Annotated in this window: 18 protein-coding genes; 9 read left to right on the forward strand and 9 right to left on the reverse strand. The window is 37.9% G+C overall.

The window, feature by feature from the left end; translation table 11 throughout:
* Positions 1–260: 260 nt before the first annotated feature.
* The gene (locus HPY74_11390; protein NSW91252.1) at positions 261–3,773 is read left to right on the forward strand and encodes an AAA family ATPase; all 3,513 of its coding nucleotides are present in this window, start codon (positions 261–263) and stop codon (positions 3,771–3,773) included.
* Between the two features lie 187 nt (positions 3,774–3,960).
* On the opposite strand, the gene HPY74_11395 is transcribed toward HPY74_11390, so the two are convergent.
* Complete coding sequence (locus HPY74_11395; protein NSW91253.1) at positions 3,961–5,061, reverse strand: ATPase; 1,101 nt, start codon at positions 5,059–5,061, stop codon at positions 3,961–3,963.
* Between the two features lie 283 nt (positions 5,062–5,344).
* Between HPY74_11395 and prfA the strand changes: the two genes are divergently transcribed.
* From prfA to wecB, 8 genes are all read left to right on the forward strand, one after another.
* Positions 5,345–6,424, forward strand: coding sequence for a peptide chain release factor 1 (gene prfA, locus HPY74_11400; GenBank protein ID NSW91254.1), 1,080 nt, complete (start codon positions 5,345–5,347; stop codon positions 6,422–6,424).
* Positions 6,425–6,532: 108 nt separating this feature from the next.
* Positions 6,533–7,273: a ZIP family metal transporter gene (locus HPY74_11405; GenBank protein ID NSW91255.1), complete on the forward strand. Its 741-nt coding sequence runs from the start codon at positions 6,533–6,535 to the stop codon at positions 7,271–7,273.
* 144 nt (positions 7,274–7,417) lie between these two features.
* Positions 7,418–8,491, forward strand: coding sequence for a threonylcarbamoyl-AMP synthase (locus HPY74_11410; protein NSW91256.1), 1,074 nt, complete (start codon positions 7,418–7,420; stop codon positions 8,489–8,491).
* Between the two features lie 32 nt (positions 8,492–8,523).
* Positions 8,524–9,045 carry a low molecular weight protein arginine phosphatase gene (locus HPY74_11415; GenBank protein ID NSW91257.1) on the forward strand — a complete coding sequence of 174 codons (522 nt, stop codon included), beginning with the start codon at positions 8,524–8,526 and terminating at the stop codon, positions 9,043–9,045.
* 94 nt (positions 9,046–9,139) lie between these two features.
* Positions 9,140–9,595: a ribose 5-phosphate isomerase B gene (gene rpiB, locus HPY74_11420; GenBank protein ID NSW91258.1), complete on the forward strand. Its 456-nt coding sequence runs from the start codon at positions 9,140–9,142 to the stop codon at positions 9,593–9,595.
* A gap of 79 nt (positions 9,596–9,674) precedes the next feature.
* Positions 9,675–10,139: a cytidine deaminase gene (locus HPY74_11425; protein NSW91259.1), complete on the forward strand. Its 465-nt coding sequence runs from the start codon at positions 9,675–9,677 to the stop codon at positions 10,137–10,139.
* A 184-nt stretch (positions 10,140–10,323) separates the two neighbouring features.
* Complete coding sequence (locus tag HPY74_11430) at positions 10,324–11,532, forward strand: undecaprenyl/decaprenyl-phosphate alpha-N-acetylglucosaminyl 1-phosphate transferase (protein ID NSW91260.1); 1,209 nt, start codon at positions 10,324–10,326, stop codon at positions 11,530–11,532.
* 41 nt (positions 11,533–11,573) lie between these two features.
* Complete coding sequence (gene wecB, locus HPY74_11435; protein NSW91261.1) at positions 11,574–12,755, forward strand: UDP-N-acetylglucosamine 2-epimerase (non-hydrolyzing); 1,182 nt, start codon at positions 11,574–11,576, stop codon at positions 12,753–12,755.
* Between the two features lie 108 nt (positions 12,756–12,863).
* On the opposite strand, the gene HPY74_11440 is transcribed toward wecB, so the two are convergent.
* From HPY74_11440 to HPY74_11475, 8 genes are all read right to left on the reverse strand, one after another.
* Positions 12,864–18,395, reverse strand: coding sequence for a hypothetical protein (locus HPY74_11440; protein NSW91262.1), 5,532 nt, complete (start codon positions 18,393–18,395; stop codon positions 12,864–12,866).
* A gap of 65 nt (positions 18,396–18,460) precedes the next feature.
* Complete coding sequence (locus tag HPY74_11445) at positions 18,461–19,759, reverse strand: S-layer homology domain-containing protein (protein NSW91263.1); 1,299 nt, start codon at positions 19,757–19,759, stop codon at positions 18,461–18,463.
* A gap of 42 nt (positions 19,760–19,801) precedes the next feature.
* Positions 19,802–21,289: an FHA domain-containing protein gene (locus HPY74_11450; protein ID NSW91264.1), complete on the reverse strand. Its 1,488-nt coding sequence runs from the start codon at positions 21,287–21,289 to the stop codon at positions 19,802–19,804.
* 44 nt (positions 21,290–21,333) lie between these two features.
* Positions 21,334–21,549: a hypothetical protein gene (locus HPY74_11455; protein ID NSW91265.1), complete on the reverse strand. Its 216-nt coding sequence runs from the start codon at positions 21,547–21,549 to the stop codon at positions 21,334–21,336.
* Positions 21,550–21,621: 72 nt separating this feature from the next.
* Positions 21,622–22,536 carry a type II secretion system F family protein gene (locus tag HPY74_11460; protein ID NSW91266.1) on the reverse strand — a complete coding sequence of 305 codons (915 nt, stop codon included), beginning with the start codon at positions 22,534–22,536 and terminating at the stop codon, positions 21,622–21,624.
* Positions 22,537–22,592: 56 nt separating this feature from the next.
* Complete coding sequence (locus HPY74_11465; GenBank protein ID NSW91267.1) at positions 22,593–23,342, reverse strand: pilus assembly protein TadB; 750 nt, start codon at positions 23,340–23,342, stop codon at positions 22,593–22,595.
* Positions 23,343–23,389: 47 nt separating this feature from the next.
* Complete coding sequence (locus HPY74_11470; protein NSW91268.1) at positions 23,390–24,613, reverse strand: CpaF family protein; 1,224 nt, start codon at positions 24,611–24,613, stop codon at positions 23,390–23,392.
* A 9-nt stretch (positions 24,614–24,622) separates the two neighbouring features.
* The gene (locus tag HPY74_11475) at positions 24,623–25,858 is read right to left on the reverse strand and encodes an AAA family ATPase (GenBank protein NSW91269.1); all 1,236 of its coding nucleotides are present in this window, start codon (positions 25,856–25,858) and stop codon (positions 24,623–24,625) included.
* Between the last annotated feature and the right edge of the window lie 261 nt (positions 25,859–26,119).

A 26,119-nucleotide genomic window follows, 5' to 3' on the forward strand; every position in this document is an offset into this window, starting at 1 on the left:
TTCTGACATTTCCACTGATAAAGTTTGCACTGTTAAAGTTTGCACTGTTAAATTCCACCCTTAAATTTGTAAGAGTAATTTCCACTGTCGGATATCGTAGGGGTGGAATTTACTTTTGCAATTGAGTATATTTATGTAAATATAATACTAATAAATATATAAATATTAAATTAGATAAAGAAATATAGTATACTTATATTAGATTATAGATAGAACTTGTACCTTTATTTTTAACACAAAGGTAATTAGGGGGTGATTATATGATTTGTTTTAATTGTGGTTATAAATTCCCATCCTCCGATGTTAAAGGATGCCACTTGTGTGGTATGAAAACTCCTTTAAAATGCTCCTCTTGCGGTTATCCCAACCCTCAAAGAGCAAATTTTTGTTTTAATTGCGGCGCTCAAATTGCAAAGCCAGATATTCAAAGTTCAGTTCAAAACTTTGATATTCTCCCTGAAAACAGGAAGAATGTAGCTGTAATATTTGCTGATATATCAGGATTTACTGCTTTATCTGAAAAAATGGACCCGGAAGAAGTCAGGGAGATAATAAATCAATGCTTCGATTATATAACGCAGCCTGTTTATGAGCTTGAAGGTACTATTGATAAATATATAGGCGATTGTATAATGGTTTTATTTGGCGCAAGATACTCCCATAGCGATGATCCCAGGCGCGCTGTCATGTGCGCCCTGAAAATGCTGAACCTGTTAAGTGAATTTTCTAAAGAAAGGCTTTCTTCCATGGGTTTGAAGCTTGATATATCAATTGGAATAAATTACGGACTTGTTGTCACAGGAAGTATAGGAAATTATTTTGACAAAGATTATACTGTAATGGGAGACGTTGTTAATACTGCCCAGAGGCTTCAGGCTGCTGCAGAAAAAGGCACAATTCTTGTTTCTGATTCCATCTATGAAGAAACCAGGGATTTATTTTATTATTCCGAGGCCAGAGAGATAACAGTCAAAAACAAGACAAAACCGATACGCTGTTATTCCCCGAAGAATATTAAATTTAATTCTTCCTATGACACTTTACTGGTAGAGCGGGACACTGAACTTGATTTTTTGCTTTCAGCTTATAATAGCGCAAAAGAAACCCGTCGTATTGTTCTGGTAGGTGAACCGGGTATAGGCAAGACAAGCCTTATAAAAGAATTTGTTTCAAAATTGCCGGATAATGTAAAGAAAATATGGGTAGATTGCAACTCCATATTTCAAAACAGGGCTAATTACGTGATTTCCACTTTGCTGCATAGTATAATGAATATCAAAGCAGACGATAGCAGCAATGCAAAAAAGTACAGGTTAATATCATATGTTTACTATATATTAGAGGATTACAGCGAGGATGAAAAACAGAAAAATTTCAATTTTTTAAGTATTTTGATGGGTTTGGATAGGGAAAATGATTTTCAGAACATACTTAATTCAATGAACTATGACGATATAGGAAGAGAAATTTTAAATCAGCTGGTTATATTTTTTAATAACCTATTGAAAAAGCATAACATTATCTTCATTATTGATGATATCCATTGGGCAGACTCCAGTTCAATGGATATTATAAACAAACTGACAAAACAGCTTTCCGGAGTAAATACAACTTTTATATTTGCATCACAATACTGTATGGATGAGCAAATAATTACAGAGGAAAAGTCATTGCATGTTTTAAAACTTAACAGGCTGAGTACAGATGGAATTTACACTCTGTCATGTCATCTGTTAAACTGCATTCATATAGATAGGAGTTTATTTGACTCGATTATAAAGTTTACTGAAGGTAATCCGCTTTACATAAAGGAATTTATAGCTGCTGTTAAGAAAAAAGAAAATTACGTTATTAAAGAAGGTACAGCATATATTGATGATGCCGAAATAACTTCGCTGCCTAATACTATTGAAAGTATTATTCTAGCCAATTTAGCAGAGCTCGATAATAACGCGGTATACTTTCTGCAGGTGGCTTCTGTTGTAGGAAAGGAATTTAAACTGTCCTGGATAAAAAATATTTTAGGTGACGGCAGTAATATAGAAAATATGCTTGCCGCACCTTTATTAATGAATATTATTTCCCTAAAATCCACTCATGCCATATCCGGAACAATCGAAAAGGTTTATACATTTAACCAGGATACTACCAGAGAAGTTATATACAGCAGTATATTAAAAAAGAAAAGGTATGAAATTCATAAAAGGATAGGTGAATTCATAGAATTAAAATACGCCAATGAACTGGAAAATTATTATGAAGTTTTATGTATACATTTTGAAAAAGCAGGCCTCAGAAAAAAAACAGAGGAATACTATTATAAAACTGCTTTGAAACATAAAAATAATTTTAATTTCAGCAGTGCACTGGAATATTTTAATAAATACCTTGAAATAGCCGGAGTTAATAATATTAATAATAGAATAGAATCCAATTCTAAAGAAGTCCATGCTTTTATAAATATAGGGTACATATATACTATAATAGCTGATTATGACAGAGCATTAGAAAATTTAAACAAAGCTCTAAAAATTGCTACCTTATCAGATGATATTTACACAATAAAACTTATGATACTGGATATTTATAAGGAAAAGGGCCTGTATAACGATGCTCTTGGTATAATAAGCGAAATCCAAACCAGGATAAGGCCTAATAACAGCATCTACGGCCAATTATTACAGCAAAAATGTACTATTTTACGCATGCAGGGCGACCCTAAAGCTTTACAAGTAGCAGAGGAATCCGAACAGGTCCTGCTAAAAACCAAAGATTACGATAACCTTTCCGAGACAATGCGGCAAGCAGCCTATATGTACTATGCAAAAGGTGATGTAGACAATTCGCTTTTTTACCTGAATAAAGCATACGGTTATGCGGAGAGGGTAAATAATTTAAGAACAATGGCTAAAGTTTCCAGAAATTTGGGTATAATTTACCATTCGTCCGGGATGGTATCAAAGGCTTTGGAATATTATAGCAAATCTATTGCTCTATCAGAAAAAATATCCGATGTACAAAACCTGGTTTCAGGTAATATAAGTTTGGGAATTTTGTTTATGGAGAAAGGCTCGTTTAATAAGGCTGAGTCATTATTTAATGGAGTGCTGGAAACCTCCAGAAAAGTATCTCTAATATATGATTTTTGTCTGGCTTTATTAAATCTGGGAGATTTAATGTATGAAAGGGGAGAATATGCAGATGCTTTTGAAAAATATGGCCAATCACTTGAAATAGCAAAAAAGCACAGCCTGCCGAGTGAAGAAGGTATCAATTATATAGGCCTTGTAAGGCTTCATTTAAAGAATAAGTCTTATGAAGGCATTACCGAAATGCTGGAAAAGGCTTACAAAATTTTTACTGATTGCAATGAAATATCATATATGAGTGATTATTTTAAATACAAAGGCGTATATGAGCTTATAAATAATAACCTGGTGGGTGCCCTGGATTATTGTGAGAAATCTATTTATACTGCGGAACAAGCAAAGAATGATATGAAAAGATTAAGGTCAATGCGATTCAAAGGTATTATACTAATGCTGATGGGAGAATATGAGAATGCCCTGGATTTATATAATAAATCCATAAATCTTGCCGAACAGCTGGAATCCGATTACGAAGCAGCTAAAGGATACTATAGAAAATCAATTGTACTATCACGTTTAAATATTAATAAAGAAGCTGAGGAATCTTTACTAAAGGCAAAAGAAGCTATAAGGAAAGTTGACCAATGCAGATGGACAGAAACTATAAAAAAGTGCCACTTTTAGGCTCTTTATCCAACTTTCACAATCATTGCGTAAGTTCAGTAATAACTATTGTTGCACAAATTTACAAAAAAGTAATATTATGACCTTATTTTATAAAGAAAATCCTACCGCTATGGATACAATTTAATATTAAAATAATATTGCATCATAAGATATCATACATAATAATTTAGTAAACGATATCACTCTAGTATTTGGGGGAAGCTTCTTCCAATATTTCGGCAAGAGTTGCCTCCATGCATCTCTTTTTCGCTTCAAAATCCATATTCCCAATATAATGTTTCTCTATCCTGTCGTGTACGGCTTTTGCCATTTTAATGGTTTCCACAGCTTTTTGTAAGAGAAAATTAAATTGTGACATGTTAAACTCTAAAACATCCGAATATTTTTCAAGAACAAGTTTATCTAAAAACTGATTAAGGTTAATTTCTGAAAATTTTTCCACGTTAACATCATGGTAATCATTAACCGTCGTAAAGGAAACATCTGCCTCCGGAATAAGCAAATGTTCAATTTTCTGAGGATGCAGCGCACAATAATACGACTCGGTATAAAATCCTCTTTCTAAAGCTGCATGTCTTATCTTCTCCAAGAGTTTTTCAGTGCCGGTACCCGGATAACCTTTTACAGCATATATCCTTTTGGTAGTCAGTACTGTATCAAGGTAATTCTTTACACCATCAGGCGTTATGGCGCTTGCAAACAAGTGCCTTTGTTTTCCTTCTTTGTCTGTTATGTCATTACCCGCAAATATTTCATCACTCCAGCGTTTGGCAAGAATATTGACCTGAGCGGCATCCATGGCCCACCCGTATATAACGGCGTTATCCTCATAAAAGCAGGCTGCTGCCTTTATGTACCTGTAAGCCCTGTCAAATAATCTTCTTACCTCCATGTTGTCCTTGAGTATAGCTTCCCTGTTTTCCCTTATACCTTTATAGTCCCAGAAATCCCCTAGGTGGATAATTTCGTCAACAGCTCCCGGATTTTTAGGATCCACAATATGAGGTGCCGTACCATCAACTAATGCCACCTTTAATGCTGGTATTACTACTCCGTCAAGGCTGTTGTTGTCACTTGAGCAGTGCATGAACTCCACATCATAACCCCTGTTTACCATCTCCATTCCTATACTTCTCATAAAAGTTGATTTTCCTACTCCAGGACCGCCTTTTAGTACAAATATTCTTGAAGCTTCCTCCTGCCCCAGTATATAATCATAATAACTGTAAAATCCCTGCGAGGTGTTTCCACCCGGAAAAACCCTTTTAATATGGCCTTTAACCACGTTGATTCCTCCTCTGATCTCAATTTTTACTATACTTACATAAGACTTTTATTATCCTCCATAATTAATAATGACTATCTAAATAAACTAATAACAGTATATGCAAAGGCTCAATATGTGTGAGTACCACCTGACGTAATATATTATTTACCTGTACTATATGCGATCAGTACTGCATACCTGGGTTTAGTTGCAAAACCCTTTTGTGTTCTTTTTATTTATGATAGAATATTTAAAAGGCAAATAAATAACTCTTTCAAAATTGGCAAAATTGAGGTGAAATATGTTTGGTAATTTACAAAATGCTGAATACAGGTATGAAGAAATAAACCACAAATTAAGTGATCCATCAATTATAAACAATCATGAAGAATACAGGAAGTTGTTAAAAGAACACTCTGATTTGGAACCCATTGTATTTAAGTACAGGGAATATAAAAAGGTAAACAAGGATATCAGTGAAGCAAAAGAGCTACTTAGGCAAAAGCTCGACAAAGATTTTCACGATATGGTTTTATCTGAGCTTGAAGAAGCCCAGTTGAAACTGGAGCAAATAGAAATGGAGCTTAAAATACTCCTTCTCCCTAAAGACCCTAATGATGAAAGAAGCGTTATTATGGAAATAAGGGCAGGAGCTGGAGGAGAAGAAGCTGCTTTATTTGCCGGGGTGCTTTTCAGGATGTATTCACGTTATGCAGAACGAAATCACTGGAAAATAGAAGTTTTAGATTCCAATCCTACTGAATTGGGCGGCTTCAAAGAAATTGTATTTTCCATAGAAGCTAAAGGCGCATTCAGCAGGCTAAAATACGAAAGTGGTGTCCACAGGGTCCAAAGAGTGCCTACCACAGAATCAAGCGGCCGAATTCATACTTCCACTGTCACTGTAGCTGTATTGCCTGAGGTTGATGAAGTAGAAGTAGATATTAATCCTGCAGATCTCGAAATTGATACCTTTAGGGCAGGAGGAGCCGGAGGTCAGCACATAAATAAAACAGATTCCGCAATAAGAATTACCCATAAGCCTACAGGTATAGTGGTTACTTGCCAGGATGAACGCTCCCAGCACAAAAACAAAGAAAAAGCCATGAAGGTTTTAAGGTCTAAACTTTACAAAATTGCGCAACTTGAACAAGAAGCCGAGGTTGCCCAGGCCAGGAAAAGCCAGGTTGGTACCGGCGAGAGAAGTGAAAGGGTACGTACTTACAATTACCCTCAAGGGAGGGTTACCGACCACAGGATAGGTTTGACCCTTTATAGGCTTGAAGAAATCCTAGATGGGGATCTTGAGGAAATTATTGATGCCCTCATTACAACCGACCAAGCAAAAAAATTAGCTGAGGGTGTTTTGAATGAAGAATAAATGAACATTATATCCGCAAATCATGAATATAAATATAAATAGTATAATAATTATCATTTAGAGATCATTTATGTTGGTTGCAGGGTAATGAATAGCGGTGTAACATATATGGCCTATTTAGCAAAAATAACCTTATTTGGCCTTATATCAGGAATAACAGGTACAGGTATTGGTGCTTTAATGGCCTTGGCTATTAATAGGATAAACAATCGTCTACTCAGTTTCATTTTAGAGTTTTCAGGAGGGTTGATGACTGCCGTAGTCTGTTTTGAGCTTATACCTGAAGCGCTTGAACTTAGCGGCACTATTACTACTTTTACAGGTATATTTTCAGGAATAATAGCCATTATGCTGATTGAAAATTATATAAAACAATCGGACTTTTTTAAGAAAAGCAGAGGTAATAGCAATCTTTTAAAAACCGGTGTCCTTATGGCAATAGGAATTGCTCTGCACAACTTTCCTGAAGGATTTGCCGTAGGTTCCGGATTTCAGGCTTCGTTAAGGCTTGGAGCTACTGTTACCCTGGTTATCGTGATACATGATATTCCTGAGGGAATTGCCATGGCTTTACCCATGCGGTCAGGAGGTTTTACCAAAGCCAGGACTTTTTTTTATACTTTGCTATCGGGAATTCCTATGGGTATAGGCGCACTTCTAGGAGCCCTTCTGGGTGGAATATCAACGGATTTTATAGCAGCCTGCCTTGGTTTTGCAGCAGGAGCAATGCTTTATATTGTTTTTGTGGAATTGGTGCCTGAATCAAAAAAAATTTACCTTGGTCGACTATCTTCTATTGGTAACGTATTGGGTATAGTTTGTGGTATAATGATATCAATTTATAATTAACCATTTCCGGAATATAATGGGTCATGGGAAAATGCGCCCGAAAAAAATAGTGCAATACACTTTTCAATGTATTATACTTAGTATAGGATATCGTATAGGATATCTTATTGTGAGTTATCAATAATAAGGAGAGCGTGTGCAGAGTTGAAGACCGAAGTAGTAAAAATAGATGTAAACAACATTGAAAAGGACAAGCTTATTTACGCTGCCGAAATTATTAAAAATGGCGGTTTGGTTGCTTTCCCTACAGAAACGGTATATGGCCTTGGAGCAAACGCATTAAACAGCGAAGCTGTAAAAAAAATTTTTAAGGCCAAAGGAAGACCTTTAGATAATCCTCTTATTGTCCATATTGCTGATATTAAATCAATTGATAAACTTGTTGTTGAAATGCCTTGTGGAGTCCAAAAACTGATTGATAAATTTTGGCCCGGTCCTCTTACCCTCGTTTTCAAGAAATCCCCGGTAATTCCGGATGAAATAACTGCAGGACTTGATACTATTGCAATAAGGATGCCCTCACACCCCATCGCGCTGGCACTGATAAAGGAAGCAGGGCTTCCCATAGCTGCACCCAGTGCAAATTCTTCAGGTAGACCGAGCCCAACATTAGCAAGCCATGTATTAGAAGATTTGTCGGGGAAAATCAATTTAATAATTGACGGTGGTTCTACACATGTGGGCCTTGAATCAACAGTATTGGACACAACGTCTTTTCCCCCCTCAATATTGAGGCCCGGAGGGGTAACATTAGAACAGTTGCGTGAAGTGCTGGGTGAAGTAGAACTGGATCCGGATCTTGTTTCAAAAGAAAACCTTATTTCTGAAGGAAATAACAATAATGCAACCCCAAAGTCCCCGGGAGTAAAATATAAACATTATTCTCCTAAGGCAAAACTGGTAATTGTGGAAGGCGAACTTGATAAAGTCGTTAATAAGATAAATAAATTAATTATTGGTTATGAAAAAGAAGGGATACGGGTTGGTGTTCTCGCCACAGATCAAACCAAAAATTTTTACCGAAGTCCTGTAGTTATATCCATGGGCGACAGGAACCATCCGGATATAATTGCATCAAACCTATTCAACTGTTTTAGAGAGTTTGACCACTTGAATATACAGGTAATATTTGCAGAAGCTATAGATAAAACAGGAATAGGGCTGGCTGTTATGAATAGGATGAATAAAGCTGCAGGTTATAATATAATTAGATTATGAGCCTAGATTATAAGCCATAAGGGGTGTTGTTTTTGAAAAAAATACTATTTGTTTGCACAGGAAATACATGCAGGAGTATAATGGCAGAGGGTTTTTTTAATGAAGCCGTTGAAAATGATCCTCTCCTGTCAAAACACTTTACTGCTTCCTCTGCAGGAATAATGGCAATAAACGGCAACTCCGCTTCTCCAAATTCAATCCAATCTCTGAAAGAAGATTGGGGAATTGATATTAGCTCTCATAAAGCGAGGCTAATTAAGTATGAAGATATAAAGAATGCATATTTAGTATTAACTATGACTCGTAATCATAAGGATGCTATAACTCGTTTGTTCCCGGACATAAAACCCAGAGTATACACTTTAAAGGAATATGCCGAAGGGAAAAATACCAAAGAGTATTTCGGAAAAGATATAGCTGACGATTATGATTTTACTCTGGATATTCTTGACCCTTACGGTATGTCTATACAGGTTTATAGGCAGTGTGCCGGGGATATAAAAGAAGCTATAGATAAGCTAATTCAAAGGTTAAAACAGGAAATTGAGACATAAATAGCCTTATCAAAATGTTAATAGTTTTGTAACAAAACTACCTTTGACATAAGTGTGTAAAATGCTGTAAAATAAGATATTGGAAGGTGTAATTATGATTGCAATAGGAAGCGACCATGCAGGCTACGAATTAAAAAAGGAAATAATTGATTACCTTGTCCAAAAAGGTTATGAGGTAAAAGATTTTGGGACAAATTGTAAAGAAACTTCAGTTGACTACCCGGATTTCGGACTTGCTGTGGCCGAAGCTGTTAAAAATGGAGAATGTGAAAAAGGCATTGTTATTTGTGGGACAGGCATAGGAATTTCCATATCTGCCAATAAAGTCCCCGGTATCAGGGCTGCCCTTTGTACGGACAGTTATATGGCAAAAATGAGTAGAGAGCATAATAATGCCAATATACTCGCCTTAGGCAGTAGAGTACTTGGAGTAGGCCTTGCCCTAGATATTGTAGATACGTGGCTCAAAACAGAGTTTGTTAAAGATAGGCACAAGAGAAGAGTGGATAAGATTATTGAAATTGAAAAAAATTTTTATAGAATAGAATAGAATAACATAGAAATGAAACAATTTGCAGAAAAATTACATCGAATAAACAGGTTAATATGGAAAAAATGGGGGTAGAATCTTGAGGCCTACATGGGATGAATATTTTATGGAAATTGTTGAGTTAATCAAAACCAGGTCAACATGTCTAAGGAGGCAAGTGGGAGCTTTAATTGTAAAAGACAAGCGTATACTCGCTACCGGTTATAACGGAGCTCCCATGGGTTGTAAACATTGTACACAAATAGGCTGTCTCAGGCAGGAATTGGATATTCCTTCAGGGCAGAGGCATGAGCTGTGCAGAGGTATCCATGCCGAGCAAAACGCCATAATACAAGCGGCATATTCAGGAGTAAGCGTGAAGGGTGGAACACTTTATGTTACCACACAGCCATGTGTATTATGTGCTAAAATGATAATCAATGCAGGAATAAAAAAAATTGTTTTTAAAGGTGATTATCCCGACGAATTGGCAATGTCGCTTTTAAGGGAAGCAGAAATACGGGTAGTAAAGTTTGAACCACCATTAAGTTTTGTGCAGGATTAATTGGAATTATTTATGAAATATTGAAGTATTAATTAGGTATTTATTATTTTGTAACGGAAATACTTATTTATGTGATATGTTATATAATATATTACGATGTGATATATTGTGATATATTAACTTTATTATTGGGTTTTATATAAAATAAGCATTTTACAAAAGAAGGTGTGATATCATTATGAATATGATTTATGAATACATTATATCCTTTGCAGTAGCTTTTATTGTATCTTTTTCGGCTACACCAATAGTCAGAAAAATAGCAATTAAGCTGAAGGCTATCGATATCCCAAAGGATAGTAGGCGGTTGCATAAAAAGCCTATCGCCTTAATGGGTGGATTGGCTATTGTATGCGGTTTTGTTATCTCGGTATTATTCACCATCCTTAGTTCACTTTTGACAGGAAATCAATGGCTGGAGTCTTTCCGGGATATTGTAGGATTACTTGCAGGAATAACAATCATTGTCATGGTAGGCGCTATTGATGATATTAAACCCTTGAATGCTAAAGTAAGACTCTTATTTCAACTTTTAGCTACCCTTGCAGTAATGTTTATATCAGATACAAGAATTGAACGTGTAACCAACCCATTTTCCCCGGTAGGAGTTACAGAGTTAAGTCCTTATGTGTCCTATCCTCTTACCATTTTGTGGATAATCGGTATAACCAATGCCCTTAACCTGATAGATGGACTTGACGGCCTTGCAGCTGGAGTAGCATCAATATCTTCGCTAACCTTGTTTTTCGTATCACTGCTTACACCGGTAGTAGGCCCGTTTTCTTCAATTATCACCGCTGCACTTGCAGGAGCAACCTTAGGATTTCTTCCTTTTAATTTTAATCCTGCAAAAATATTTATGGGTAGTACGGGTGCATATTTTCTTGGTTTCACCCTCGGAGTAGTATCTATAGAAGGTATGTTTAAGTCTTATACGGCAATTTCCATAGCTATACCTATACTCGCCCTGGGATTACCCTTATTTGATACAATATTTGCAATATTCCGCAGATTAATAAATGGAAAGCCGGTTATGTGCGCCGATAGGGGACATTTGCACCATAGGCTCATAGATATGGGTTTAAGCCAAAAACAATCCGTAATTATATTATATATTGCCAGTGCAGCTCTGGGACTGTGTGCGGTTGTCCTTACGGATAAAGGGGCTTTGAGTGCCATTATACTTCTCCTTCTGGTTTCTGCCTTTATTATAGCAGGTGCCAGGTATATGGTCGGCCTTACAAATAATAATGATGATATTGACCTGGAATCTCTCAATAGTAAAAATCCCCTTGAAGACAAAAAAGAGGCGACTGCAAATACTATTAATAAAGGAACAGAAAAAAGCAATAGCATGACAATGAAAGTACTGAAAAAAGCAGACAACCGTTGATATATTGTTAAAACAACATGGGATGGGGTAGGATGAGTATAATGCAAAAATTAAAAGTAGCAATAGTTTTCGGCACAAGGCCTGATGCCATAAAAATGGCTCCCCTTGTAAAAGAGCTTAAGAGAAGCAATGAAATTGAGACTATTGTATGTGTTACGGCGCAGCACAGGCAGATGCTTGACCAGGTCCTTGATATTTTTAATATAGTCCCCAATTATGACCTTAATATAATGCAGGACAGGCAAAGCTTAGAACATATTACAACCAAATCACTGGAAGGCACGGCTTCCGTTTTCGAAGAAGTAAAACCCCATATAGTACTTGTCCATGGTGACACCACAACCTGTTTTTCTGCAAGCCTTGCCGCCTTTTACAAAAAGATAAAAGTAGGTCATGTAGAAGCAGGGTTGAGGACCTTCGATAAATACTATCCCTTCCCTGAAGAAATGAATAGGAGGCTTACAGGGGTATTGGCGGATTTTCATTTTGCCCCTACCTCTTCAAATAAATCCAATTTACTGAAAGAAGGTATAGATGAAGAAAAGATATATGTTACGGGCAATACAGTTATAGATGCCCTGAAAACAACAGTCAAAAAAGATTATATATTCCACAGCGAAAAACTCCATGAAGTAGATTTCGCTAATAAAAGGATAATAACTGTAGAAGCTCACAGGCGGGAAAATCTAGGGACTCCATTGGAGAATATCTGCACAGCTGTTAAAGCAATTGCAGATAAATATGACAATATAAAAATAGTATATCCTGTACATCTTAACCCTGCCGTTAGGGAAGTTGTCCGGAATATACTTGGAAACCATCCAAAGGTGCATCTTATAGACCCTATTGATGTACAGGACATGCACAACCTTATTGCCAAATCCTACATGGTTATGACCGACTCAGGAGGTCTCCAGGAGGAAGCCCCCTCTCTCGGGAAGCCGGTCCTTGTACTCAGGAATGAAACTGAAAGGCCGGAAGCGGTAAAAGCCGGAACAGTAGCTCTGGCCGGCACCGACAGGGATAATATTGTTGCCCTTGCTTTTAAGCTGCTGGATAGTGAAGATGAATATAACAGGATGGCAAAAGCAGTTAACCCTTATGGAGATGGCAACGCCTCAGAAAGAATCGTAAAGGCCCTTCTCTACGAATTCGGCATTAGCAATGAAAAGCCCGAAGAATTCGGGCAAGGGGCTGTTACAGGGCGCATTTTTTATGTATGACCCATATAATGATAGAAACATCTTGCTTTGAGTCTTGAACCTTGTTTTGGGTTTTGACATAGCTCCACGCCTTAATTAAGTTGCTATATTTAATTGAGTGGCTGTAATTTAATTAAGTGGCTGTATATAAGTTAAATCGTAGATGTTGCCGGTTATATCCATATCATCTACCACATAGGTTACCGACTTTCCACCCTTCCAGGCCGTCACTTCCATTTTATACGGTTGCTTTTTGCGTATATCATTCCATGATATTGTACTTTCAGCTAAAGGCAGTACATATTCCCAGTATATATGGTTCTCTTTTTTCGTATTATCCAATGTAAATACCTGGGGAAAGTATACATAATTTAGTTTAAAATCCTCTTTATAATCATACCAATTGCCATACTCATCTTTATATCTCATAGCTTCCAGTTCCGGGCTGAAACGTATTTCAATCCTGTCTGCATATCCGTCCGTATACACGTTTATCTTTACCCTTTCCAGGCTTAAAAACCTGTGAGGTTCGTTTGTAAGTTGCTTGCCAAATATATCCACCTGTCCCCTCCAGTGGTTCCAATACCCTTCTATGGTTACTCCGGTAATTTTTAGTGCCTCAACTTTGAATTCCACATCCTGTGTTTCATTCTTACCACAGGGTGTTGTTGCTATATATCTTGCCTTGTATGTCCCTTCAGGTATATTGGACGGAATATTATATATATTTATCCATTCCTTTGTACTACCTCCAGGTATGCTTGAAAGCTCCAGTGTCCTCTGGTAGTCTGTCCCATAAAATACAATAACCCTTACAGTGTTTGCATACTTTCTTGTAGTTGCAGATATATCAGCAGCTATTCCGGTCATAACTTTTTCAGGCATCCGGGGGACAAGTTCAATCGGGGTAAAGACCGTTACCGTAAAACTTTTTTCAGCGCGTTTATTTGGATCGTTGACATCAACAGCAGCTATTTTGAAGGCGTAGGTTCCGTCTTTTACCGTATCCGGTATCCGGTAGCTTATATCATTCCACCATATATTATTGCCGTCTTTGGTAGCGATTGAACTACTGTAGTATACAGTCTTAACAGGGCTTACCCTTGTGCTTCCGCTGTATAGTGCCATTTCCAGCTTAACATCGTATGGGTACCTGGTCCATGCATCATAAACTTCCAGATATTCGGAAGCAGGCATAGCATCTAGAGTGAATTCCGGGTCCTGGGACCGTAACTTGGCATCAAGAAACTGCATGGATGGCGCCTGTTCCAGGGTAAAATTCATAGTAAACGGGTCAGACCATACCCCTTCAACATCTTTGACGTAATACTTCAATTCATAATTTCCTGGCATCAGTTCTTCCGGAATGTAATAATACCACTCTCCAAAATTTCTCCTGAACATGATTTTTCTTTCTACAATCCCCTTGTCTTGCCTCGAATACTGGTGGTCCGGGTCATAGGACAGGCACACCCAATTAGTTTTGTATACGCCCTTGGTAGCGTCATAGTCCCAATCAAGCACTGCGTTTGCAACTGGTTTCCTGTGGGCGTATATTATCAGTTCCGGCATTCCCGAATAGTAGGAATAATTTACAAAGTTGGAGTCAAATGAAGGCAAATCCCTTATCCTCCTGAATATCCTGAATTCCCCTGTTTTATTAAATATGTTTACCCTGGTGTCAATCCAATTGCTATCTTGAGAAAAATTCGTTACTGTAAAACTCTCCATTCCTATTGGATTGTCAAAATAGTATTGGTTCTGCACATACTGGAATTTCTGCTCAACAATAGGATCATTTTCTTCGTCAAAGTTCATTGTTTTAATGTCAAATACATCTACCCCGGCAATTACATAATGTTTTTCTACAGCCGGGCTGTTTACAGCAATATAATCCAGTACCTCCTGCATAATCTGCTCTATTGGCCTGTCTTTTGGTATATAATGAACATGGTTTATCTGTTCTTTTATGCTGTCATCCCCCACAAGTATGAGTTTGGCATCTGCTTTTGACATTACCATTTGCAGATCAGGCAATTCATTTATTACCCCATCGCTGAAATACACCACATATTTGTCTGATGTAGCCCTGAACGGGTCTGTGTATGGCTGCCGGACATACTTGTAAACCGTTCCGGAATAATAGCCCGTGTAGTCGCTTACCCATCTAATGTCGGGAACCCATACCTGCACTGATTTAGTCAGCGTACCTCTGTATGTGCTGATATATGTTTCCACTATTTCCTGCGACTTAATCTTGCTTAATGTACCGCTGTATACAGCTTCAAAAGTCTGCCTTACATACCAGTAAGGACCTGAATACCATTCCTGCCTGTTATACGGACCATTAGTGCCTGTCCTGGGGATATACCCGCTGTACCCGTCCTCATTAACATAATAGCTTGACGGTGCCGGACTGGATTGTGTCGAGGACACCAGGCCACCCCCAATAAGGTAACAATCTGTCACCGTATTGGAATGGTACTTTGTAAAGTCTTTGTACGAATAGTAATTCGTCACCTGCCGGTTATAAGGCCCGTCCCTGCTCACTTTCGGTATATACCCGCTGTACCCGTCTTCGTTTATATAATAGCTTGACGGCTCAGGATTGGACTCCGTTGTCGAATACAGGTATCCTTCCCAATACAACCTTGTTATTATATTGCTGTGTGTCCTTATGAACTCCCTTGATTCGGTCTTTGTTTCATACCCTCCAAAATCCCGGTATTGGCCATTATCCACTACGTTATACCTGTTCAGTGTTCCCGAGTAACCGCCGCTAGAGTAGTATACCGTCTGCGGGGGGTAGGATGTCCCGTAACTGTATGACGCATAAGTATACTGTGAATATTCGTATGTTTTCATATCCCACGTTTCCACCCTGGGAAGTATGTTCTTTGTCCGCAAAGTGTTGTTGAAGTTTATCCTGTTTGAGGTTATATACTGCCTTTTTGTATCACTTAAGTTTTTATCCATCATGATATACAGGTCTACTTCCGATTGTACTATGGGTGCATTTATATATATATCAGTCATGGGTGCAAGGTTATCCACAAAGAATTCGTTTTCTACGGTTTTCCTCTTTTTGTCGGACTCAGTTATATATTCTGCAAGGGTATCCTGTCCAAAGTCTTCAACGGCTGTTGCCACCAGCTTGTATTTGCCCAGTTTGTCAGGAGCAAAGCCGCTAAACTCACCATTGGGGAAGGTCATAACCAACTGTTCACACTCACCGTCATTATTGCTGTCATAGTAAAGTTGAAGGCTCTTTGATACAACATAATCGCCGTCAACGCTGCTTGCCGAATAGTGCAGGTTTAATTCTTCGCCCCTGGTAAGGACACCGTTCCATATGTTTAATTCCACAGCAGGCAGTGTATCTTCGTATATAAATACATCAAGAATATAAGGGTCTGATGTCCTGCCTAAGCTATTGGTTACAGTCAAGGCTATCCTGTATACGCCCGGCTCTTTGTACATAAATTCCTTATACTTGCTGCTTCCCGTGTTCCTCATATTTAATGATGATATGTTTCCGTCAACAGCGGTAAAATTCCACCGGTAAGACACTATAGGATAGTTTTGCAGCACTATCTGTACGTTTCCCTCATTGCAGTTTTCAGTTGCAGCAAGTTTCCTGTTTTCCTTGAATGTACCTTCTATCTTAAACTGCGCTTTTGGCTTTGTAGAATACACATACACCCAGTGTGTTGATGATGTGGTAATCCCGTCTACGCTTTCATATGTCACGTCTATCCTCTTTAGCCCGTCATTCCCGTCACCAAAAACATATGTACCGCTAAAAAATTCTTCGGCACTCAAAAGTTCGTTTCCGTTAATATATACAGTCCTTGATAAAACTCCGCTTAAATCGGTGTTGTCGTAAGCCGGAAATGGAATAATGTCAAAGCCCTCATTTGGCATGTGGCAGTCAGGCTGTGCTATAACGGCCGGAGGGGGCGGTTCTTCCACTTCCTCAGGCTCAGGTTCAGGCGGTGGCTGTTGGCCCGGCGTTGCCTGCCGGATTGTAAATACTACTGTCCCCGTTACGTTTCCTTCGCTGGTTTTGGCATCCGTAAATACTGCTTTTGCGCTTGCGCTGAGGTGCCATGTCTGCTGTTGAAATATATCGCTTCTTTTAAACCAGAGAGTTATTATTGTTTCTCCCCTATTCTTTTGATAGCTGCTTGGCCTTATATTATGCTGTGACTCCTGGTTCAAGGTCATCGTCCAACTGTGTATGTCATCCCTGTTATATCTTTTTTCCCTTTCCTGCGGGTTATCGTAAAACGCTGTGTCCATAAGTATACCTGTGATCCGTACATCTACAAAAACTACACCGTTGAGGTACTCAGGTGTGTTGGCCTGCCCATAGTCCATCACAGTCAAAACTTCCGGCGGTGCCAATACTTCCAATCCGGCCTGTACTCCGGTCATCTCCTTGTCTTTTATCGGCACGTCTACCTTTTCTACTGTAAACTTCAGTATATTGCCGGCTGATTTTTCGCTGCTGTTGTTGTTCAAAAAGTTTACCCTCGCCTTGCCGTTCAGAGGCCATTCCTGCTGCTGCAATATGGTCGCACGTTTAAATTTAAGCGTGAATCTTGCCTCACCGGTATTAGGCCCGCTTGGTTTTAATCCGCACTTTTCCTCCGTCCCCAAAGATATTGTCCAGTCTTTTACGTCATACCTGGTATATCTTGACACCTTCTTTATATCGTCATTGTAGTAGGCTTCGTCCTTAAGTATCCCTTTTACAAGCACTTCTACTTCTACCTCGCCGTTAAGGTACTCCTGTGTATTGCCAGTACCGTAGTCAAGCACTTTCAGCTTTTCAGCCGGCGTCAACACCGTCACTGCAGTTTCAACGTCGGTCATCAGCTTGTCCGCATGGTCAAGCCTGTCTATTGTAAAGGTGCGGTAATAAATTTTATTATTGTACAGGTGCCATGCCTTCCCCTCCCCGGGATAGTTGATTGATGGAGGCGACATTATGTGTATATAAGCGCTGGCCTCTCTTATGTTTGGCATCTCTGCATTTTCAAACGTCAGGGTTACGCCATCCTTTTGGATGGGCCTGTTGATCCATGCCTTTGTTTTTATATTATCTTCGTTAACTGGCCATTCTGCTGCTTCGTTGTACGGGCTTCTATTAACCAAATTGTGAGTTGTCTTATCCCATGGCCTGTAAAGCCACCTGTTATCGTTTATGCTTGACGTTGTGGTGGTGTCAATGGTAAACCACGTATTGCTGTACCTGTTGCCGGCAACGTCAAAGCCGTGGTAACGGTATTCGCCCCTTACCCCGTTTTTACTGTAGTACCCAACACCGTAGGGACTATCGCTTTCAGGCTTGAAGTCGTTTGGCCCCGGATTGCACACGGAAGAGTCGCCGTACACCACTATGTTTTTGGCAAACCAGAGCCTGTAGTTAAAGGGAAACATACTTCCGTTTACCGTTATTGCCTTTGGTGTGTTGGGCGGAAGCTGGTACTTTATGCTTTCAAATATGTCCTGGTTGCTTTCACTGTAAAATATTGGCGAAAAACCGCTCTCATAGTACATTTTGCTTTCGTCTGCCGCAAAAGTATACGGCGGTGTCAATACCATTATAAATATCAGAATTACAAGTATGATCCCTATTGCCCTTTTTGCCCTCATCTCTTCACCTTCCTTTACTGTGTCACCTGTGTTTTATATATATGGTATTTTAATATATGTGGTTTTTAATTATCCTTTACTGCTATTCCCATTCCAAAACCCTTTTCACCTTGAAACTTTGCAAAGATTGTCCTCCTGCCATTAAACTTCATCTCTTTTTTTAATTCTCTGCCGTCTTTTATGTCAAGGTAGTAGTCGAATTCCTTTATTGCCCTGTCTGCGTCTTTTTCAAACAAGTAATTGAACAACTCGACGTATGCTTCCCTGTGAAGCTCTTTCACCTTGTCAGGCTCAAATATGGCAATTTCGTATCCACTCCCTCTGTTTAAATCCCAATCAGCCAGGCTTATGCTGAAACTACCTGATTTAAATATTGTGCCTTTCTGATAATCTTCTTCGTTGTTGTAAAAAGCTACTCCCACCATACTGTTTTCTATATTAAAATGCATAAGTGCGCTTACCTTGCTTTTTGTGGCAGCAATTTTCATAACCCGTATCACGTCTATTATCTCAGGCTTCAAAGGTGGATATATCACGTATTCCCTTTTATAAAGGTTATTCCAAACAGTTACCGTTTCGCTATCTTCCGGCTTCATCGGTATTCTTGAGTTTTCGTCTATTGCCCTTATTATGATGGTACTGCCCTCTGCCCTTGTCAGGTTCTTCTTGGGCATAAATACACCGTTGCCCACACCTGTTATAAGTCCGAGGCTATAAGAATACAACACGTGTTGCTTATAGTTATCCCCTATTTCCTCATAGTCCGGTATCCTGCGCTTCGCATAGCTTGTATGGTTTGGTATGGGTGCTTCTTCTTCCTTCAACACTGCCTTAACCACTATCCTTGCGGCTTCTTCCCTCCTGATTGGCCTCCTGTAGTCGCTGAACTCATTTTCCTCGATAAGATTTTCCTCTTTTGCCAGCTTTATATACGGCTCTGCCCAGTATCCCGTCCCTTCTTCCACCTTGTACCCCATTGACCTCAGCGTCATCTTTATAAATTCGTCCACTTTAAGAGTATCTTCCGGGCCAAAATTCCCGTTGCCATATCCGGCAACTATCTCCAGCAGGGCCAGTTTACCTATGCAATCCCTGCCCCAGTGATTGTCCACATCGACAAACCTGCTTACCGTTTCCTTCACTTCCGATTCCGTTATAGTCCTCAACCTCTCTTTTAACGGTGTTTTCCTAAAACCGGTTGTGGTTGCTTCTTCATCTTCTTCCCAGGTTACAGCTTCTATTTTTTCGACCCTGTACCCAGGCTCAGGTACGCTTTCTTCTTCGGATGCCACCATTGTTAAGTAATTGGCCATTAGTATAGTTGCAATTACTGCTGAAATAACTATTACACGTATTTTTTTCATTTTCATTACCTGCCTTTCTACGTTGTTTTTATATTTTTATCTTTATCGCAATATAAAAATGTGGTCACTATTAGCAAAAGCGATCCTATCCCCGTCCTTTATTTCATACTCCGTATTACTGTTAATTTTTACTTCGTTTATAAATGTCCCGTTCCTTGAATTAAGGTCTTTTATATAATACTTGCCCTCACGGCTTATTATTTGAGCATGTATTTTCCCTACAGCACTGTTTTTGATAACATAATCAACCTGCCCTTGTAATCTTCCTATCAGGAAATCTTCTTTACTCACAACCGTCTCTTCTATAAACCCATCTCCCACATACCTTAGAAACGGTTTTTCCTCTTTTTCTACTGCCAGCAGGACAGTATTGCTTCCATAATCCGTATTAATACCTGCCCCAATATCCATAGCACTTGTTGTATCAATAACACCTACCACACCTATATCACCTGCGTTATCCATATTTCCTGCCACATCCATACTATCCGCCATATTATCCGCTAAATCTTTACTTCTTACTGTATCCATATAGTCTGCTGTATCTATATCAGTTCCTGCATCCACTGAATTTACTCTCATTCTCATATTATATATGCCGTTACTTTTTCTACCGGTATCTCCCTTTATCCTTTCAGTTTTCTTTCTCTCGAACAAGTTTTTAAAAATAAGTATTTCTATTGCAATAATAATAAGCCCTACAGCAATATATGCAGTTTTAATATCGCCTCCTAATAATTTAAGTAAATTCCTGCTTGATAAAACCAGCAAAATTATGATTAGCTGTGACATGGCTGCAATAGTAAGGGCAGAGTTGCGTTGTGTAAGTCGAAAGCCTCCTTGTTTAACCCGGGATTTATTGCAAGATGTATTCTTGGCCATTTCATTTACTTTATCCTTTCCGTTCGCTTCCCAAAGCTCATCTTCCTGTTGAGTTTCTTCAGCTTCTCCATTGCCCAACCGTACCAATAGCCTGTTAAAATCCGAAACATTAAAGGTTTCGCATTTTACATAATTCAGAATTTTTTGGATATAGTTGTCGGAAGTGTTTTCATCTGCAATATCAGCAGAGTATATTATCAGATTAATAATAAAATTTCTCAATGTCCGGTTAACATCCGTATCATCCGGGACCGGCAAGTATAAAAGGTAGACTTCATAAGTTGCAGGGTTTATATATATGTAGTTTTCCTGGAGAATAAAGCATTTATTGTATAAAAGAAAATTCATGCCTGTAAGCATTATTTCAGTAATTTGCAGCAGTATATTTATAAGCTCCTCTTTTCTTATCTTCACCCTGTTGAGAAATTGTAAAAGAGTAATTTTTGAAGTTATATTATAATAAAAATATGTTTCATTGTTCTTTCGCCTTACATACACAGGCAACAAGCCGGGGATTTTATTATTTACGATCATTTCAACCTGGTAATTAACAATTTTACCTTCATCTTCTGCTTTAATTACCAGATAGCTAGCAAAATCATCCCGTTCATAGCCAAAGCTTACCCCGTTTTTTAAAGTATTTATCATCGGTACCCTACCCCCCAAGATATACGTCAACCAGTGCTTGTTGTTTAATTGACAGGATTACTATCTCTTATACCTCTGCTGTTTATATCTTCTATTAAACTATCATCCCCAAAAATATTTTTCATTAATTTTACTGCAAACTTAATAATTGCATCCCTGAATATCAGGGCAATTCCAACCAGTACTGCTATAATCACTACAATTTCTACCGTCCCTATGCCGTCCTCTTCTTTAAGGAAATTTTTCAATAAATTTACCATTTTCACTGTCACCCCACATTTATTTCTTTTAGAATAAATTTTAGAATAAATTTAAAACTTATTGCCTCTATTTTACATTTGAGAAATGGATAATATGGCAGGAGTTGCAACTATAATAAGTATTGCTATAAACATAAGCATTAAAGGTATTACCATCTTTGTGGAGGCTTCTTCACCAAGTTTCTTAGCTACGTTCTTACGCATCTCCCAGCTTTCATTGGAAAGCACTCTCAGTATGGATACCAGTTCATCGTTTCCTTTTCTGATATTCTGCAGGATTATTGTAATAAACCTTGCAACTTCAGCCATCCTGCATCTTCTTGCAAAATCTTCGTATGCCTTCAACTCAGGCTTTCCGGCATTTATCTCGCCAATTACAATCCCCACCTCCTTATAAAAATCCGAGTCCTTATTATTTTCCTCTGCTATCTTTTCCCAGGCCCTCCTTATTGTCAGTCCTGCATTTACCAACAGGGTAAGTTTATTTAAAAAACCGGGAAAATCCATTTGGATTGAAAGGCGCCTTTTCTTTAATCTTTTTTCCAGTTCCCTGTCATGTAAAAATACTATACATGCAAGAAAAAAGAGACTAAATACAATATATGTAAAATCAATACCCGACCCTTCATCTACATTTATCCCTGAGCCTATAAAGGCAACAGCAAACAGCCCAAATATAAAAATCACAATTTTATTGGCCCAATGGATTTTCAGATGGTAGCCCGCAGCTTTTGCTCCATAAATTTCCGTGATCTTTACCAGGAGCAACTTATCATATCGGGTAGCGTACTTGTATCGGATTCTGTCCATAATATAAAGTCCTATGGGTAAAAACTTTTTAATTAATTTGTATTGTTTTTTATCCAAAGGTTTTATAAAGGCATCATACTTCCCCGCTGAAATTGAATATAAAGCAATAACCGCCAATAACAGGACAAAAACTCCTATAACCATTCCAATTCCCATCCTAATTCCCTCCTTTTTTATAAACTTTCCATATAACCGCGGCTTCCATATTTACCCATATATTCACCTATTATATATTACATTTCTATATCCATTATCTTTTTTGATATAAGATATGCTACAACAAGCAACAACGCCGCTAATGTCATTACAATCCTCCCGGCTATAGTGGTGTATACAGGACCAATATAATCTCCGGCAGTAATTGAAAGAAGTGCCAAAACCATAACAGGCATAATATTCAATACTTTTCTCTCAAGGTTCCTTTTGGCAAGCATTGTATTAATATCCTGTTCCATTTCGATCCGGTCGTTAATAATGCATGTTGTTCTTTTAACCACTTCAACAAGATTTCCTCCTGTCCTTTTACAAATCTGCAGTACCTCCGCAAAATCCTTGATATCATCAACACCGGACCTTTCCGCAAAATTTTGAATGGCAGACTCTACTGTTTTATTCATTTCAATTTTTTTTACTATGCAAGAGCTTTCCAGTATAATATAGGTGGCAGGATCAGGATACAGGATCCGGAGGTCTTTCACCACTTCTCCAAAGGCAAGTTCGATAGGTTTTCCTGCCCATAAGGAAGATTGGAGGGAGTAAAGCATATCCTTAAACTGGATATTTAGTTCTTCCTTCCTTTTTTTTATTATCTTTTTTACCTTAAAACTTGGATAAAATAATGCCCCAAGGCTAAATATAATACTTAATATATGGCTTTTATAGAATAAATAGCTTAAAAGATAAATCAGAGGCACAACCTTTATGATATTAAAGAACTTCTCTTTTGTAGACATTATATATATATTATAGTCTGTATTTTGCATTTTATTGTAATTCCCCCCATATAATTTTCCTCGTAAAGCAACACCCATTATACCTTAATACCTGCCCCTTTAAATTTAGCCTTTCTTACCATTTCATTACCGGTCCTTCTAAGAGAACCTTTTACCATCCCGTCTTCAGTATCTCCCTCATCCTCAAATATAAATAAGGGATTTAATACTATTTGGCCTTCCTTAATACCGGCCACTTCAGTTATTTCCAGGGTTTTCCTGGATTTATCCCTCATCCTGGAAAGGTGTACTATTATTTCAATGGCAGAGGCGATCTGCTGGCGTATTGCCTGGAGGGGTAAAGGTGCTGCGCTCAACACCATAGTTTCAAGCCTGTTCAACATATCTTTCGGAGAGTTTCCATGCCCCGTAGATAACGAGCCGTCATGTCCGGTATTCATAGCTTGTAACATGTCTAGGGCTTCTTCTCCCCTTACTTCTCCTACAATTATCCTTTCAGGCCTCATTCTGAGGGAAGTCTTAATAAGGTCCCTTATGCTTATTCTTCCTTTACCCTCCATGTTTTCATTTCTTGTTTCCAACCTGACCAGGTTTTTAATGCCCGTTATTTGAAGTTCTGCAGAGTCTTCTATAGTAATAATCCTTTCATCTTCGGAAATAAAATTCGATAGAGCATTTAAAAACGTAGTTTTACCAGACCCTGCACCTCCGCAAATAAAAATGTTGTATTTTGCTTTTACGAGATTCTTTAAAAATTGTACCCCTTCCAGGGTGATAGAACCCAATTCCATAAGTTTTTCCATTGTTACAGGCTCACTTGGAAACTTTCGGATTGTCATGACCGGTCCATTCAGTGCTATGGGTTTTAAAACCACATTTACCCTAGAACCGTCCTTAAGCCTAGCATCAACAATTGGCGAAGCTTCATTCACCACCCTATTTGCTTTTGAAACTATGGACTGGATTATATCTTCAAGGTTTTCTTCATTTTCAAACCTAATGTCCAGCTTATGTACACTTCCCTGTCTTTCTATAAAAATATTATCCGGCCCATTTATCATAATTTCAGTTATAGAGCAGTCGTCAATAAGTGGCTGCAAAATACCCAACCTTCTCATAGAGTTAAAAACAGATTCCACAATCTCCTGCTTTTCTTTTATACTAAGATAAGACTGTCGCGATTTTTCAAATACTACACCGGTAATCAGTTCTCTAATCTCGGCATCAGAAATATTTGATCTAATATCCACTCTATCACTTACTATAGCTTTTATTTCGTTTATAAGATTGCACATTGACATTGGATTATTTCACCTGCTTCTACCTGTAGTAGTACCTTTAGTATATTTACTCACTAATTTGCGCAATTCTTTGTTAAAACTATTTAATTCTCCTGCTTTACTCCTTATGTATGAACCATGGTAATCCCCCTGGTAATCCATGGCCTGATTATTGACGGGAATTTTAAAATATTGGGTAATTCCCATAATTGTGCATATTTCATCAATATCATCCTTAATTTCTTTGGGAATGCTATCGTCATATTTGTTTACTGCCAATACTATTTTATCATGTAAGTTTAAGCCTTTCTTTTGCCGGTAAATCTGAAGTTCCTTATAAAAACTTATAACTTTCTGCTTCGACACCAAATCCGGAGCATGAATCAATATAACCTCGTCACTTTCTTCCATTACAGCCATGTTTTTTTCATTCAGAGAGCTGTTTAAGTCAACAAAAATAATATCATAATATCCTGTCAATGTTATCTGGTGGAGTAAATATTTAACTTCATCCGGTAGCATTTCTTCCATTTCCAGGGCACTATCGGAAGGCGGTATATAATGGATGTTATACGCAGCATCACTGAACTTAATTCCCTCAATTTTTACATGGAGGTTTTTATCCTTTTCTTTAATGGCAAATATAATGCTGGAAAAATTCTCACAGGACCCGTCCTTAAAATTACAATTAAAGAAGCAAGGCTCTGAACTTATATTTTCGAAATTAAGATAAAACACCCTCATCCCCTCCCGGGCACATTGAATACATGCATTTACAGCAATTGTAGTTTTTCCTGCACCTCCGGCAGGAGAATAAACCGAGATTACTTTTGTTTTATTTATCCCCTCCAATCCTCTTTTTTCCACATCTTTTAGTGGTAATTCCATATTTTTACACTGACTTTCATATATGCGTATAATATCGCTCACCAATTTATCACCATGCTGATATTTGTAAACAGTGTTAAGGGTACAGGATGCTGAAAGAGATTCATTGTCGGTCAACAGGATTAAAACAGGCATCCTAATCTTATATTCAGGGATATTAGATTCCCAAGCATTAGATTTCAAATTGTCATAAAAGTCTGGAGTAATAAGGAGTATACCTGTTTTTTCTACATTTTTTGAAAGAAAATCCCTAAGATACTCCTCATTGGTAAAGAAATTCACCTGAAATTTATGTGGGTGCTTATCCATCAAAAACCCCACAAGACTTTCTACATACGCTTTATCTTTATCTGCGATTGTCAAGCTTAATCTTAACATATTATTCACCTAATCATCCGTATTTCCCTATTAATATCTTTTATAATTATAGTTTCCATAAAAGTTATATATTTCCATATCCAAAAATATTATATAACATAATCCTTATTTTGTCAATTATAAATATTTTTAGTCAGAGCTGAAGCATGAAAATTTTATTCTTATCCATTAATAGTGGCTGCGTTAGTAATTTTATCCAATTATATAATAATATTACATAAATTTAACCATACGTTTAAGTCATCGGATAACACTATAACC

The sequence above is a fragment of the Bacillota bacterium genome (assembly GCA_013314855.1).
Lineage (GTDB): Bacteria > Bacillota > Clostridia > Acetivibrionales > DUMC01 > Ch48.